Raw genomic sequence first — 13,337 nt, forward strand, 5'->3', positions numbered from 1 at the left:
ACCCCGATGTTCCCACTCGCTTTCACGGCTTTTGGTTTCCTCGCGCTCGGGGCGCCTGTGGCATTCGCGTTGGGTATGGCGGGGCTCGCCTACCTGGTCCTGAGCGCGGCGGACCCCGCAACGCTCGCGTCGCAGATGTTCTCGACCCTGAACACCGCGACGCTGATGACGATCCCGTTCTTCGTCCTCTCGGCGGAGGTGCTGAGCCGCTGCGGCGCGACCCGCCACCTCGTAGATCTTTTCTCGGCCCTGATCGGCCACTATCGCGGCGGCCTTCCCGTCGTGGCGGTGATTTCCTGCGCCTTCTTCTCGGCCATCTGCGGCTCTTCCACGGCGACGGCGGCGGCCGTCGGGGTCGTTCTCATCCCCGAACTCATCAGCCGGGGCTACGACAAGCGCTTCGCCGTGGGGCTGGTCGCCACCGCGGGCGGCCTCGGGATTCTGATCCCGCCCTCCATCCCGCTCATCCTCTACGGCCTTCTCACCGACACCTCCGTGGGCGCACTGTTTCAGGCCGCCATGCTGCCCGGCCTGACCCTGGCGGTGTTGCTGGGCCTCGTGGCCTACGTGATCGGACGCCGGCAATCCGTGCCGCTCCCGCCGAAGGCCAGTGCGGCCGAGAGGCTCGCAGCCCTAAAGAAGGCGTCCGGCATCCTCCTCATGCCCGCCATCGTCCTGGGAGGGCTCTATCTCGGTATCTTCACGCCGACTGAAGCCTCAGCGATCGCCGCCTCATACTCGATCATCCTGGCCGTCACGGTGTACCGGACCAAGCTGTCCGACCTTCTGAACATGCTGATCGCGTCCGCAGCGACGGCCTCCCTGATCATGTTGATCCTGGTGGCCGCCAATCTCGTCGGCTACGCGCTGACCAACGAGCGCGTCCCGCACCTCGCCTTCGAGTGGGTCCGATCGTTCGAGGTCAACAAGTACCTCTTCATGATTGCTTTGATGGGCGTCTACATCGTCGCCGGGATGTTCCTTGAGATCATCTCGATCATCCTGATCACCGTGCCGATCCTCCTGCCGATCCTTGTGGCCATGGACGTGAACCTGATCGGCTTTGCGATCCTGCTCGTCGTGAACATGGAACTGGCGGTGATCTCCCCGCCGATCGGGCTCAACCTGTTCGTGATCAGTGGGATCAGCCGCGTCCCGGTCGTCGACGTGTTTCGCGGCACGCTGCCCTTCGCGTGCGTGCTGCTCGTCATGCTCGTGGCGATGATCTTCATCCCGGGCTTCATTTTTCGATAAAAGCCCTGACCTGGTGCGGCACATGAAGCTCGACATCCGCCGAACGCTGCTCGTCAGCGACGAGCGCCCGCAACTCGCAGGCCGGCCCGCTGAAACGCCGCTTCTCAAGATCGCGATCGTGACCGTCGTCGCCAACCCCTTCGTAGACCGCTACGTGGAGGACCTCTCGCCCTTGATCGTGGCAAGCGTGGAGATCGGGCGGATGATGGCCGAGCGTGCGATCGATGCGCTCGCAGGCGCTCCGGTGCAGAGCTACGGAAAGGCTGGTCTGGTGGGCCTGCGCGGCGAGCAGGAGCACGCGAATGCGCTTCTGACGACCGCCTTCGCGAACCCGATCCGGGATGCGATCGGCGGCGGCAACGCCTGGATATCCTCTATGACGAAGGTGGCACCGCCCGGCGCGTTAATCGACGTTCCCATGAACCACAAGGAAGACGTGTACGTCCGGTCGCACTATGACGGGATGTCTCTCGCCATCCCCGAATTGCCCATGCCGGACGAGATCGCGTTGATCATCTGCCTCGCCAACCGGGGGCGGCTGAATGCTCGCGTCGGCGGGATGACGCACGACGAGGCGACGGCCAAGGTGAGGGCGTGAAGACCGCGATCGTCAATATTGGCACTGTCCTCACCGGAGACCTGGAGAGACCGGTCGCCGATGCCGATTCCGTCCTTATGGCGGACGGGGTGATCCGTGAGATCGGAACGGCCTCGTCCACTGCGGTCGCGGCCTGCGATGTCGTCATCGACGCGGGCGGCGCGACCGTGATGCCGGGCCTGATCGATTCACACGTCCACATCACCTTCGGAGATTTCACGCCGCGGCAGAACACGGTCGGATACCTCGAAAGCTATACGCATGGCGGCGTGACGACGTCCATCACGGCGTCCGAGGTCCATGTCCCGGGACGCCCAAAAGACCCGGCCGGTGTCAAAGCACTCGCGGTCGCGGCGGCCAAGTGCTTCGAGACCTACCGCCCAGGCGGCATGAGGGTGCATGCGGGCGCGATCATCCTGGAGCCCGGTTTGACGCCCGCCGACCTGACCGAGGTGGCGGGCCAGGGCGTGTGGCTTGCCAAAGCCGGCTTCGGAGCGTTTGCGAGCCCCTTCGACTACGCGGAGCTGATCACGGCCGCCAAGGCCGCCGGGATGATTACGCTCGTCCACACGGGCGCCGCCAGCATCCCCGGATCGTCCGGCATCTGGGGCAAGCACCTGAAGGCGTTGCAGCCGCACGTGTCCTTCCACGTCAATGGCGGGCCGGTGGCGATCCCGGACGAGGATTTTCCGATGCTCGTCGGCGAGACGGAGATCGCCCTGCAGCTCTGCACGGCTGGAAACCTCCGCACCGCTCTTCTCGTGGCGCGTCTGGCGGACGATGCGGGCGCGTTCGGCCGCGTGCTCGTCGCCACCGACACCCCGACCGGAAGCGGAATAATGCCGCTGGGCATGCTCTACACGATCTCCCACCTCGCGAGCCTGGGCGGGATCGAGCCGGAGCGTGCAGTCGCGGCCGCGACCGGGAACAACGCCCGGGTATACGGCCTAAACAGTGGCATCGTGCAGGAAGGCCGCGACGCCGACCTCATCATCGTAGACGCTTGCCAGGGCGGCTCCCAGGCCGACGCTTGCTCCGCACTGCGAAACGGCGACATCCCGGGGGTAGGAGCGGTTATCACCGCAGGCGTCCCGCGTTTCGTTGGCCGGAGCCGGAACACGCCACCCACGATCAAGACGATCTCCGTCGCGAGCTCGAATGTTCCCCAGATGTTTTCTGGCGCCGCTCACTGACGGGAATCTGAGAGCACTCTTTTCGGAAGGCAATTTTCTGCCCGCCTCACGATGAAAGCGCGGGCTGGATTCCACTTTGGAAAGCGCGGCGGCGGACCGCAAAAGCAGGCTGAGCACGGAAAATCTAATCACCATCACGTCTGCGCGACCGTAACGTGACAATGCCGTGGCGCGACTACAATGGGCCGCTCTCCCCGCCCGTGTCGGAAGCACACTCCGAGAGCGAGCGGACGAGAGAGGTTTTGACGCTCCCGACATGGTCGCGCATCAGCATCTCGGCGCGCCAAGGCTCGCCCGCGACGATAGCCTCGAAAATGCGGTGGTGATCGTCGTGACGACGGCGCACATCACGCTGCTCGAAGGCGACGACGTTGCGCGGGGATGATATTGGAACCTGCTGGCACAGCCGGATAATGTCGGCGAGGAGCCGCGACCCCGCCTCTGCGTGGATCGTCTCATGGAACGCTGCGTTGATCGCGCCGTAGCTCGACCGGTGCTCCTCGCCGAAGCTCGCCTCTGATACGAGCGCGTCGCCTTCGTGCAACGCGCGCTCGAGTTGCTGCCGAGCCTTCTCGCCAAGACCCTGCTCCGCCACGAGCCGAGCCGCAAGACCCTCCAGGACAGCCCGAACCTCGTAGGCGTTCACGACCTCGGTCACGGGAAAGGCCCGCACCGTGTAGCCGCGGTTCGGCGCGTAATCGAGGAGTCCTTCCGAAGCGAGAGCCTGTAGAGCGGCCCGGATGGGCGTGCGCGAGACGCTTAACCGTTCGGTGAGCCTGATCTCGTGCAAGCGCTGCCCCGGCCGGAACTCACCCCCGAGGACTGCGCTGCGAAGCGTCTCGACGACCGAGGCGCTCCGGGTCGGGGGATGGTTCGGGGCTTCGGCGGGGACGGCACTCATTCGAAGCAACCTAATGGGCCAAAAGTATACATTACCAGCCCGTCGCGCCACTGCGCCCCAATGTTAGCCTAATCTTTTCGAGGCGCTAGCCTGAAATTCCGGCACACCATGCCTGCCCGTTCCGCAAAAATGTATACATTGTGTTTGACACGCACCGGCGTCCCCGACAACACTCTGCCTCGACAACAAAGGGGTTCGGAAACGGCATGCGCGAGGCGGGGCTGGCCGACGACACGATCGAGCAGATCACGCTGGATCGTGGCCCCCATTACGAGCCGTATGGCTGGCATCATTGGCCGGAGCATCCCTGGTTCGCTTATCAATTCCGACGCGGCCTCGGCGAGACGCAGGAGGGCGGGGGCGCCGTCAGCGAGGTTTTCCAGACTGCCTCGCGCATAATCCCCGGCGACCTGGAGAGCTGGCATGCCGAGTGGCTGGAGGTCGGCCACCGGAACTGGAACCGCGGCCTGGCCGAAGAAGCGACCGGCCATGTCCGGACAGCCATGAACTGCTTTCTCCGGGCCGCCGACTATTATCGCCAGGCAGAGTTCTTCCTGGAGCCCGACGATCCGCGGCGCCTGCAAACCTTCGAGCGGATGGAGGCGTGCAGCCATCGCTACCTTGGCTACCTCAACCCTCCGGGTGAAGTCGTCGACATCCCCTACGAAGACGGAAAACCGATCTGCGGCTACTTCGTACGCGCGCCCTTTCCGGGGAACAGGCTGCCCGTCCTCATCTGCATGGGCGGACTGGATTCCATCAAGGACGAAATGTGGTTCATGCAGGCGCGTGGCTGCCTGCAACGGGGCATCTCCGTGCTGATGATCGACGGGCCCGGCCAAGGCGGAACGCTCCGCCGACATAAGGTCGTGTCACGTCCCGACACGGAAGTGCCAGTTGGCGCTTGCATCGACTGGCTCGTCAAGCGGGGAGACGTCGATCCTGAGCGGATCGCCGTCTGCGGCTCCTCCATGGGCGGTTACTACGCGGCCCGCGCTGGCTGCTACGAACATCGCCTTGCCGCTGCGATCTCGCATGGTGCCATCTACGATGTGCACGAGATGTGGGGGCAGAAGGGCGAGGATTTCGGCCTCGCAATGCACATCAAATGGGTCATGGGCGCGTCCTCAATGGCGGAGGCGCACGGAATCATGAAGGCATTTACGCTTGAGGGTCATCTCGACCACATGAAATGTCCCTTCCTGATCGTGCATGGTGGGCACGACGTGCTGACCGTCGCGCAAGCGAGCCGCGCTCATGACTATGCCAAGTCGAAAGGCGTCGACGTGACGCTCCGTATTGTTGAGCCGGAGGAGACCGGCGCGGAGCATTGCCAGCACGACAACCCGACCATCGGCCAGGAGCTCATCGCGGATTGGCTGGCCGACCGGTTCGGCATCGACCAACGAGCGCTCCTGCGCACCGGCTGGAACCCGCTGATCTAGGAGACGACCATGAACCTCGGCGTGGACAAGCCAAAGGCCGCCATCGTGGCGATCGACCTGCATCGCGGCCATCTCGACATGGAGGTCGCGACAATGCCGACCTCGCCGGAGGTGGCCAGCCGGGTCATTGCGGCCAACAAGCGCCTGTTCACTTGGGCACGCTCGGTCGGCATCCCGGTCGTGCACCTGCTGACGCAGTACCGCGATGTGCAGGAGATCGCATCGAACCCATTCTGGCGCACCCGCGCCGAGGATCCCAAAGCCACTCGCAAGAACGTTCTGCGCCACAACATCCAGGGCATGCCGGGCGTCACCATCATGCCCGCGCTCTACGACCCAACCCGTGATCTCGTGGTCGACACCAAGAAGCGCTACGATTGCTTCCTCGGGACGGATCTCGACTTCACGCTGCGTGCGCACGGCATCAACACGCTGCTGATAACAGGCGTAAACACCAATTCCTGCGTGCTCGCGACGACTACCGCCGCCAACGTGCGGGACTACTCGCCGGTCATCGTGGAAGATTGCGTGGAGACGATGGACGGCCCTGCTCTGCATGAGGCGGGGCTTCTCTGCATCAAGACGGCGTTTGGCTTCGTGCTGGACACGGACGCCATCATAAAGCTCGGCGTCTTCGGGACGGCCACCGACGCCCAAGCCGCGTAACCGGTCCACACATGCGCGCCAAAAGCCAGCGATGAACACTCCCATGCAGCCGCGCGAGCGGAGCAGCTACTCCGCCATCGTCGACCGTCCGGCGATGAAGCTGCCTGACGGGGCCAGGCTCATCGTCTGGAGCATCGTGAACCTCGAGGTGTGGGACATCGCCAAGCCGATGGCGCGGCAGGTGATACCGGCCCCGACCGGGGCGGCGCTGCTGCCGGACGTGCCGAACTGGAGCTGGCACGAATACGGGATGCGAGTGGGCGTGTGGCGCCTCTTCGACCTCTACAAGACGCGCCACATCACGCCCACGCTGTCGCTCAATGCACGCGTCTGCGAGGATTATCCGCGGGTCGCTCAGCAGGCGAAGGATGCAGGCTGGGAGTTCATGGGCCACGCCTATGAGCAGGGGCCGATCCACAAAGAGCCCGACCAGGAGGCCATGATCAAGCGGTCCCTGGACGTGATCGAGAACTTCACCGGCGAGAGGCCGGTCGGCTGGCTTGGCCCCGGCCTGACGCAGACGCTCGATACGCCGGACCATCTTGCCGCGGCCGGCATCCGATATATCGGCGACTGGGTCTACGACGACGAGCCGACCAGAATTCGTACCGCGAACGGACCGCTCGTGATGCTCCCCTACACGGTCGAGCTCAACGACATCCCCATGATGATGGTGCAGCATCACGAAAGCGACCACTTCAAGAAGCGCGCGATCGATCAGTTCGACCGGCTTTATCAGGAGAGCTCCGATCGTCCGAAGATCTTGTCGCTTGCCGTCCACCCCTACATCTCGGGCCAGCCGTTCCGCATCAAGTATCTCGAGCAGCTCTACGACTACCTTTCAGAGCACGAGGGTGTCGTGCATTGGACCGGCCAGCAGATACTCAAGTGGTACAACGACCAGACAGCCGAGATGCAGGGCGCATGAACACGTTGTCCGCTCTCCCAGTCGTGCCGGCGCCGACGCTCGCAATCGCGGGATCGGCCGAGCGATTTCCCGTGCGTCGCATCTATTGCGTCGGCCGCAACTACGTCGAGCACATCCGCGAGATGAAGGAGGGAGAGGAACGCGATCCACCGTTCTTCTTCCAGAAGCCCAGCGATGCCGTCGTGCCCGGCGGCGCGACGATCCCCTATCCTCCTGACACCGACGACTTCCAGTTCGAGATCGAGCTGGTCGTCGCGATCGGCACCAGGGGACGCAATATCGCCAAAACGGCGGCGCTCGGGCATGTCTTCGGCTACGCGGTCGGCATCGACCTCACGCGGCGCGACCAGCAGCGCGACATGCGATCCAAGATGCTCCCCTGGGAGCGCGGCAAGGCCTTCGACGCATCCGCTCCCTGCGGGCCGATCCATCTCGTCTCCGCCATCGGCCACCCTGCTTCGGGCGCCATTACGCTCGCCGTGAACGGCACCGAGAAGCAGCGCGGCGACATCGCGGAGATGATCTGGAACGTCCCGGAGATCATCGCGAACCTCTCGACATCCTATGCGCTGGCCCCGGGCGACCTCATCATGACCGGAACGCCCGCCGGCGTCGGGCCTGTCCTGCCGGGCGACCGCATTCACGGCCGCGTCGAAGGCGTCGGCGAACTCACCATCACCATCGGACCACGCGAGTCCTGACATGTTGCCCACCGAACGCCTTGCCTATTCCGCGATAACCGAGCGCCCTCCCCTCAAGCTCCCGAACGGCGCTCGCACGGTCGTCTGGGTCATCGTCAATATCGAGGAATGGGACCCGAAGGAGACGATGCCGCGCACGGTGCTAACGCCCCCGGCCGGCGGCTCGCCCATGCCGGACATCCCGAACTGGGCCTGGCACGAATACGGCAACCGCGTCGGCTTCTGGCGCATGCTCGACGTCTTCGACCGGCACGCGATCCCGGCCGCTTTGGCGATCAACGGCAAGGCGATCCAGACCTACGAGCCCATCGCGCGTGCCGCGCTGGACCGCAACTGGGAGTTCATCGGTCACGGCTTCGGCCAGAAGAACATGCAGAAGGTGCCGGACGAGCGCGAGGATATCCGCAAGACCAAGGATGCCATCCGGGCCTTCACGGGCCGCGATCCTCGCGGCTGGCTTGGGCCCGGCCTAACCGAGACCTGGGAGACACCGGACATCCTGGTCGAGGAAGGCTTCGAGTATGTCTGCGATTGGGTGCTGGACGACGAGCCGGTGGTCCTCAAGACGCGCACGAAGCCGATCGTGAACGTTCCCTACACGCAGGAGTGCAATGACGTCGCCATGATGCTGATCCAGCATCACAAGGCGACCGAATACTACGATCGCGCCATCGACCAGTTCGACCAGCTCTATGCCGATTCCGAGCGCTCGGCGCGCGTAATGGCACTCGTCGTGCATCCCTACATCATGGGCGCGCCTCACCGGCTGAAGCATTTCGGTAGGATCTTCGATCACATCAGGAAGCACGACGATGTGGTCTTCTGGACGGGCGAGACGATCCTCGACTGGTACCTCTCCGAGCGCCCGAACGCGCTCGCGGGCGCCTGACGGCCGTCCGGTCATGCCTCGCTGGATCATCAACGGCATTAGCGCTGCGGGCGTAGTTCGCGATCTGGCGCAGGCGGCTTCTGGTGTCGGGATTGCCGCAAGAGGCAGCATCTGATGGGCGTCAACCTGTTTCAGATCCTGAACGGGCTGACCTTCGCGGCGCTCCTGTTCATCGTGGCCTCGGGGTTCACGCTGATCTTTGGCCTCCTACGCATCGTCAACTTGGCCCATGGTGCGCTCTACCTGTTCGGCGGCCTGGTCGGCTACACGATCGCAAGCCGCACAGGCAGCTTCGTCCTCGGCGCCCTCTCGGCGATGGTCTTCGTGGCGGCGCTCGGCGTCGTGCTCGACCAGGGACTTCTCCGCTTCGTGCGAGGCGTCGAGCTCAGGCAGGTGCTGCTGACCCTCGGCGTCGCCTTTGTGCTGAACGACATCGGGCTCGTGATCTGGGGCGGCGACACTTACACGATGCCCGTCCCGGAGGTTCTGCGCGGGGCAACACGGCTCGGGACGATCTTTTACCCGAAGTACCGCCTCTTCGTGCTCGCCCTCGGCGTCGTCATCTTCATCTTACTCTGGCTTCTTCTCAACAAGACGCGCCTCGGCGCCCTCATCCGCGCCGGCGTGGATGACCCCGAGATGGTCGAGGCAATGGGAATCAACATCCGCCGCGTTTTCCTCGGCACCTTCATGCTCGGCTCGGCGCTGGCTGGTCTTGGCGGTGCGGTGGGCGGCGCCTTCCTCACGTTGTATCCGAGCGCAGATGCCGAGATCCTCGTGTTCTCGCTTGCGGTCGTGATCATTGGGGGGCGGGGCAGCCTCGCCGGAGCCGCCGTCGGCGCGCTCCTCGTCGGCCTCCTCAACTCGATCGGGCAGGTGCTCTTCCCTGAACTCGCCTATTTCGTGATCTTCGGCCCCATGGCGCTCATCCTGGCATTCCGTCCTCTTGGCCTCTTTGGGAAGACCGCCTGATGTCCGCCCCCCTCGCCTCGGCGCTCCCGCCGCTGGAGCGCTCGGTATCCCTCTCGCGGCTGGTCCCCCTGCTTGCTATAGCCGCGGCGTGCCTCGTGGCCCTGCCGCTCGTTCTGCCGGGCTACCAGGTCTCCATCGCGACGCAGATCCTGATCTTCAGCGTGCTGGCGATGGCGATCGACATCCTGGCCGGCTTCGCGGGCCGCACGCCGCTCGGACATGGGGCGATCTTCGGGATCTCCACGTATGTCGTTATCTACTGGACGGCCAATCTCGGTGGCCCGCTCTGGGCGGGGGTGCTCCTCGGATTAGCAGCGGCAACCTTTCTCGCGGCCGTCTTTGCCCTGCTCGCGATCCGGACATCGGGAGTCTACTTCCTCCTGCTCACGCTCGCGCTCGGAATGATCGTCTGGGGCGTATGCCTGCGCTGGACGAGCGTGACCGGCGGTGAGAACGGGCTGCGCGGGATCGGGCGCCCCGCAATCTTCGCCGACCACGTGAGCTTCTACTACGTCGTCCTCGCGGTCGTAGGCGTCGCGACGATAGCGCTCTGGCGTTTCGTGCACTCACCCTTCGGGCTCACGTTGCGCGGCATCCGCGACAGCGAAAGCCGCATGAGGTCGCTCGGGTACAATGTGCCGCTGCACCTCTTCATCGCCTTCGTGGTGTCAGGGTTTTTCGCCGGCATCGCGGGTGCGCTCTACGCCTTGTTCAACGACTTCGTGAGCCCCTCGACGGTGCAACTCTCGCAGTCGGTAGCCGGGCTCTTGATGGCGATCACCGGCGGCGTCGGGACCCTGCTCGGCTCGTTTGTCGGCGCGACCGCCATCATTCTCCTTGAGAATGTCGTCAGCATCTTCACGTCCCGTTGGCAGACCGTCCTCGGCCTGACCTTCATCGTGATCATGATCTTCGCGCCGGAAGGGATCGTCGGGCGCGCGCGGATCCTGCTCGCGCGGCGTCGCCGCTCCACCAACCCTTGAAGGAGAGAGTTCACATGGACCGCAGAGGCTTTCTCAAGACCGGCCTGACATTGGCTGCCGGCGCCACGACGCTCTCGACACCATGGGTTGCGCGCGCGCAATCCGCCCCGATCCGTATCGGCCTGATGGCGCCGCTCACGGGCGTAGTCGCCGCTGGGGGACGGGAGATCGTGGACGGCTTCACGATGTTCTGGGAGAGCGTCGGCATGGAGGTGGGCGGCCGGAAGGTCGAGCTCACGGTCGAGGACGACGCTTCGAACCCCGATACCGCACTCCAGAAGGCACGCCGCCTCGTCGAGCAGGCCAAGGCCGATATGCTCTTCGGAAACCTGCTTGCGAATACCGGCCTTGCTGTCGCGAATTACGTCAAGGGCAATGGCACGCCTTATTTCATTCCGGTGATCGCAGCGGACGATCTCACGCAGCGCTCTCGCCTGAAGAATGTGATCCGCGCCGGTGGTTACTCGGCAAGCCAGTTCTCGCGCCCGCTCGCCGATTGGGCGTTGAAGCAGGGCTACAAGAAAGTGGCGATGATCAGCCAGGACTACACGTTCGGGCATGAGCAGTGCGGCGGTTTTGCCCAGACATTCACCGAAGGTGGCGGAAGCATCATCGGCCAGTTCTGGCACCCGCTGAACACCTCCGATTTCAGCCCTTATCTAGGCCAAGTCGCCAGCCTCAATCCGGATGCCGTCTTCGCGATGGAAACGGGCGCGGATTCGACGCGTCTCATCCAGCAATATGCGAGCTTCGGCCTGAAGGGTCAGATCCCGCTCCTCGGCTCGCAGAACGCGGCCGACCAGTCGGTCATTCGGACCATGGGGGCGGAATGCGAGGGCATGGTCACCACCGCTCATTTCTGCGAGGGCGCAGACCTTCCCGCCACCCAGGCCTTCGTGAAGGCCTACTCCGCGAAGTACAACAAGATCCCGTCGCTCTACGCCTTCTCGCATTATGTGGGCGCGATGTGGGTCGCCAAGGCGATGGCCGCCGTGGGTGGCAAGGTCGAGGAACGCGATGCCTTTCTGGACACGGTGCTGAAGACCGACCTGCCGGAGAGCCCGCTCGGCAAGCCGGTGCGCTTCGACGAGTTCGGCAACCCGATCTACGACGTCTTCGTCCGCAAAGTCGTCAAGAATGCCGAGGGCAAGTTCTGGAACGTGCCTGTCGAGACCTATTCGCAGGTCTCGCAGTTCTGGAAATACGACCCGGCGACCTACATGAAGCAGCCGCCCTACTCGCGTGACTTCCAGGGCGTCAAGAAGGGCTGATCCGATACGGCCAGGATAGGAACCGACGCGGTGGCGGACGCGCTTCTCAGGCTGGACGATGTCGGCGTGCGCTTCGGCGGCCTCCGGGCCGTCGACGGCATCTCCCTCGACGTCAAGCGCGGCGAGCGCCGCGCTGTCATCGGACCGAACGGTGCCGGCAAGACGACCCTCTTCAACGCCGTGACAGGCGTCGTGAAGGCAACGTCCGGCCGGATCACCTTCGAAGGCCGTGACGTGACGCGCCTGCCGCCGCATCGCCGGGCCGGACTCGGGATGAGCCGTACCTTCCAGATCACGAACCTGTTCCCGAGCCTCACGGTTCGGCAGAACATGGAGATCGCGATCCGTGGCCTTGGGCCCCGGAAGTTCTCGCTGTTCGGCTCGACGGCGTTCACGCCGGAGGAACGGGAGCGGGCGGAGCGCTCGCTGGGGTTGTCGCGGCTCGTCGGCCGCGCCGAGACACTCGTCCGCGAGTTGTCCTACGGGGAGCAGCGGCAGCTCGAAATGGCGATGACGCTTGCCACCAACCCCCGGCTCCTCCTCCTTGACGAGCCGGCGGCGGGTCTGTCGCCCTCCGAGCGGGTGATCGTCGCAGACGTGATCCGCTCGCTCCCATCCGACATCACCATCGTGCTGATCGAGCACGACATGGACCTTGTCCTATCGCTCGTCGATTGGGTCACCTGCCTGAACAACGGCCGCTTCCTGGCCGAGGGCGCGCCCGCGGACATCCGAGCCAACACCGACATCCAGGACGTCTATCTCGGACGGGCTCGCCACCATGCTTGAGGTCCGCGACATCCATAGCTTCTACGGCGATGCGCATGTGCTGCACGGCGCATCGGTGACCGTTCAGGACGGCGAAGTTGTCGCCCTCCTCGGTCGTAATGGCATGGGCAAGACGAGCCTCATACGCTCGATCATGGGGTTGAGTACGCCGCAGGTTCGGAAGGGCAACGTCACCTGGCGCGGCGAGACCCTGACGGGTCTGAAGCCGCACGAGATCGCCAAGCGGAAGATCGCCCTCGTTCCGCAAGGGCGGCGCCTCTTTTCGTCGCTCACCGTGACCGAGCACCTGACGATGCTGAAGCCCGCCAGCGCGAAGCATGGCTGGACCGTGGAACGCGCCTTTGGCCTGTTTCCCCGGCTGGCCGAGCGCAGGGCAAACCGCGGAAACGAGTTGTCGGGCGGCGAACGGCAGATGCTTGCGGTCGCCCGCGCGCTGATGATCGATCCCGAACTCGTGCTGATGGACGAGCCCTCGGAGGGCCTCGCCCCGGTGATGGTGCAGCATCTGGAGAAGATTATCGCGGAGCTGAAGAAGGAAGGCCTGGCGATCCTCCTGGTGGAACAGAACCTGTACAGCGCATTAGCCGTCGCCGACCGGGTTTATGTGCTGGAAACCGGCAAGGTCGTGTTCGAGGCGGAGGCGGCGTCGATCGAACAGCAGCCTGAGGCGCTCACTCGCTTCCTTGGGGTGCATTGAGAAAAGCCCGCCGTTCCGGGTGAAAGCGGCTGCGATGCGAGCGGCCAGGT

14 protein-coding genes are annotated in these 13,337 nt (G+C 64.5%); 13 read left to right on the top strand and 1 reads right to left on the bottom strand.

Annotated elements, in window-relative coordinates; translation table 11 throughout:
• Nucleotides 1-6: 6 nt before the first annotated feature.
• From ACO2SS_RS25565 to ACO2SS_RS25575, 3 genes are read left to right on the top strand one after another with little or no spacing between them, the layout of a single operon-like run.
• On the top strand, nucleotides 7-1,254 hold the full coding sequence (locus ACO2SS_RS25565; RefSeq protein ID WP_423280682.1) for a TRAP transporter large permease: 1,248 nt from the start codon (nucleotides 7-9) through the stop codon (nucleotides 1,252-1,254).
• 22 nt (nucleotides 1,255-1,276) lie between these two features.
• Nucleotides 1,277-1,852 carry an amino acid synthesis family protein gene (locus tag ACO2SS_RS25570; RefSeq protein ID WP_423280683.1) on the top strand — a complete coding sequence of 192 codons (576 nt, stop codon included), beginning with the start codon at nucleotides 1,277-1,279 and terminating at the stop codon, nucleotides 1,850-1,852.
• Entirely contained in the window at nucleotides 1,849-3,045 is a 1,197-nt protein-coding gene (locus ACO2SS_RS25575) for an amidohydrolase family protein (RefSeq protein ID WP_423280684.1), read from the top strand. The genes ACO2SS_RS25570 and ACO2SS_RS25575 overlap by 4 nt, the downstream gene beginning before the upstream one ends.
• Nucleotides 3,046-3,220: 175 nt before the next feature.
• Here the strand turns inward: ACO2SS_RS25575 and ACO2SS_RS25580 are convergent, their stop codons facing one another.
• Nucleotides 3,221-3,946 carry a GntR family transcriptional regulator gene (locus ACO2SS_RS25580; RefSeq protein ID WP_423280685.1) on the bottom strand — a complete coding sequence of 242 codons (726 nt, stop codon included), beginning with the start codon at nucleotides 3,944-3,946 and terminating at the stop codon, nucleotides 3,221-3,223.
• Nucleotides 3,947-4,152: 206 nt separating this feature from the next.
• Between ACO2SS_RS25580 and ACO2SS_RS25585 the strand changes: the two genes are divergently transcribed.
• The 10 genes from ACO2SS_RS25585 (at nucleotide 4,153) to ACO2SS_RS25630 (ending at nucleotide 13,287) form a co-directional block, all read left to right on the top strand.
• Nucleotides 4,153-5,391, top strand: coding sequence for an alpha/beta hydrolase family protein (locus ACO2SS_RS25585; protein WP_423280686.1), 1,239 nt, complete (start codon nucleotides 4,153-4,155; stop codon nucleotides 5,389-5,391).
• Between the two features lie 9 nt (nucleotides 5,392-5,400).
• Entirely contained in the window at nucleotides 5,401-6,057 is a 657-nt protein-coding gene (locus ACO2SS_RS25590; protein ID WP_423280687.1) for a cysteine hydrolase family protein, read from the top strand.
• Nucleotides 6,058-6,088: 31 nt separating this feature from the next.
• A complete protein-coding gene (locus tag ACO2SS_RS25595; protein ID WP_423280688.1) occupies nucleotides 6,089-6,985 on the top strand; it encodes a polysaccharide deacetylase family protein in 897 nt (298 codons plus the stop codon).
• Nucleotides 6,982-7,686, top strand: coding sequence for a fumarylacetoacetate hydrolase family protein (locus tag ACO2SS_RS25600; RefSeq protein ID WP_423280689.1), 705 nt, complete (start codon nucleotides 6,982-6,984; stop codon nucleotides 7,684-7,686). The genes ACO2SS_RS25595 and ACO2SS_RS25600 overlap by 4 nt, the downstream gene beginning before the upstream one ends.
• Nucleotide 7,687: 1 nt before the next feature.
• Nucleotides 7,688-8,575: a polysaccharide deacetylase family protein gene (locus ACO2SS_RS25605; protein WP_423280690.1), complete on the top strand. Its 888-nt coding sequence runs from the start codon at nucleotides 7,688-7,690 to the stop codon at nucleotides 8,573-8,575.
• A 114-nt stretch (nucleotides 8,576-8,689) separates the two neighbouring features.
• A complete protein-coding gene (locus tag ACO2SS_RS25610) occupies nucleotides 8,690-9,547 on the top strand; it encodes a branched-chain amino acid ABC transporter permease (protein ID WP_423280691.1) in 858 nt (285 codons plus the stop codon).
• Nucleotides 9,547-10,530 carry a branched-chain amino acid ABC transporter permease gene (locus ACO2SS_RS25615; protein WP_423280692.1) on the top strand — a complete coding sequence of 328 codons (984 nt, stop codon included), beginning with the start codon at nucleotides 9,547-9,549 and terminating at the stop codon, nucleotides 10,528-10,530. Before ACO2SS_RS25610 ends, ACO2SS_RS25615 begins: the two co-directional genes overlap by 1 nt.
• A gap of 14 nt (nucleotides 10,531-10,544) precedes the next feature.
• Complete coding sequence (locus tag ACO2SS_RS25620) at nucleotides 10,545-11,801, top strand: ABC transporter substrate-binding protein (RefSeq protein WP_423280693.1); 1,257 nt, start codon at nucleotides 10,545-10,547, stop codon at nucleotides 11,799-11,801.
• 30 nt (nucleotides 11,802-11,831) lie between these two features.
• On the top strand, nucleotides 11,832-12,590 hold the full coding sequence (locus tag ACO2SS_RS25625; protein WP_423280694.1) for an ABC transporter ATP-binding protein: 759 nt from the start codon (nucleotides 11,832-11,834) through the stop codon (nucleotides 12,588-12,590).
• Nucleotides 12,583-13,287, top strand: a complete 705-nt coding sequence (locus ACO2SS_RS25630; protein ID WP_423280695.1) for an ABC transporter ATP-binding protein — start codon at nucleotides 12,583-12,585, stop codon at nucleotides 13,285-13,287. The genes ACO2SS_RS25625 and ACO2SS_RS25630 overlap by 8 nt, the downstream gene beginning before the upstream one ends.
• Nucleotides 13,288-13,337 lie beyond the last annotated feature (50 nt).

The organism is Enterovirga sp. CN4-39 (genome assembly GCF_049446235.1).
Classification (GTDB): domain Bacteria; phylum Pseudomonadota; class Alphaproteobacteria; order Rhizobiales; family Beijerinckiaceae; genus Enterovirga.

Bases quoted from the DNA above. Each gene is read 5' to 3' on its own strand.
- ACO2SS_RS25615 (WP_423280692.1), top strand. From the start codon at position 9,547: ATGTCCGCCCCCCTCGCCTCGGCGCTCCCGCCGCTGGAGCGCTCGGTA.
- ACO2SS_RS25595 (WP_423280688.1), top strand. From the start codon at position 6,089: ATGAACACTCCCATGCAGCCGCGCGAGCGGAGCAGCTACTCCGCCATC.
- ACO2SS_RS25580 (WP_423280685.1), bottom strand. From the start codon at position 3,946: ATGAGTGCCGTCCCCGCCGAAGCCCCGAACCATCCCCCGACCCGGAGC.
- ACO2SS_RS25565 (WP_423280682.1), top strand. From the start codon at position 7: ATGTTCCCACTCGCTTTCACGGCTTTTGGTTTCCTCGCGCTCGGGGCG.
- ACO2SS_RS25585 (WP_423280686.1), top strand. From the start codon at position 4,153: ATGCGCGAGGCGGGGCTGGCCGACGACACGATCGAGCAGATCACGCTG.
- ACO2SS_RS25600 (WP_423280689.1), top strand. From the start codon at position 6,982: ATGAACACGTTGTCCGCTCTCCCAGTCGTGCCGGCGCCGACGCTCGCA.
- ACO2SS_RS25610 (WP_423280691.1), top strand. From the start codon at position 8,690: ATGGGCGTCAACCTGTTTCAGATCCTGAACGGGCTGACCTTCGCGGCG.
- ACO2SS_RS25630 (WP_423280695.1), top strand. From the start codon at position 12,583: ATGCTTGAGGTCCGCGACATCCATAGCTTCTACGGCGATGCGCATGTG.
- ACO2SS_RS25570 (WP_423280683.1), top strand. From the start codon at position 1,277: ATGAAGCTCGACATCCGCCGAACGCTGCTCGTCAGCGACGAGCGCCCG.
- ACO2SS_RS25605 (WP_423280690.1), top strand. From the start codon at position 7,688: ATGTTGCCCACCGAACGCCTTGCCTATTCCGCGATAACCGAGCGCCCT.
- ACO2SS_RS25590 (WP_423280687.1), top strand. From the start codon at position 5,401: ATGAACCTCGGCGTGGACAAGCCAAAGGCCGCCATCGTGGCGATCGAC.
- ACO2SS_RS25620 (WP_423280693.1), top strand. From the start codon at position 10,545: ATGGACCGCAGAGGCTTTCTCAAGACCGGCCTGACATTGGCTGCCGGC.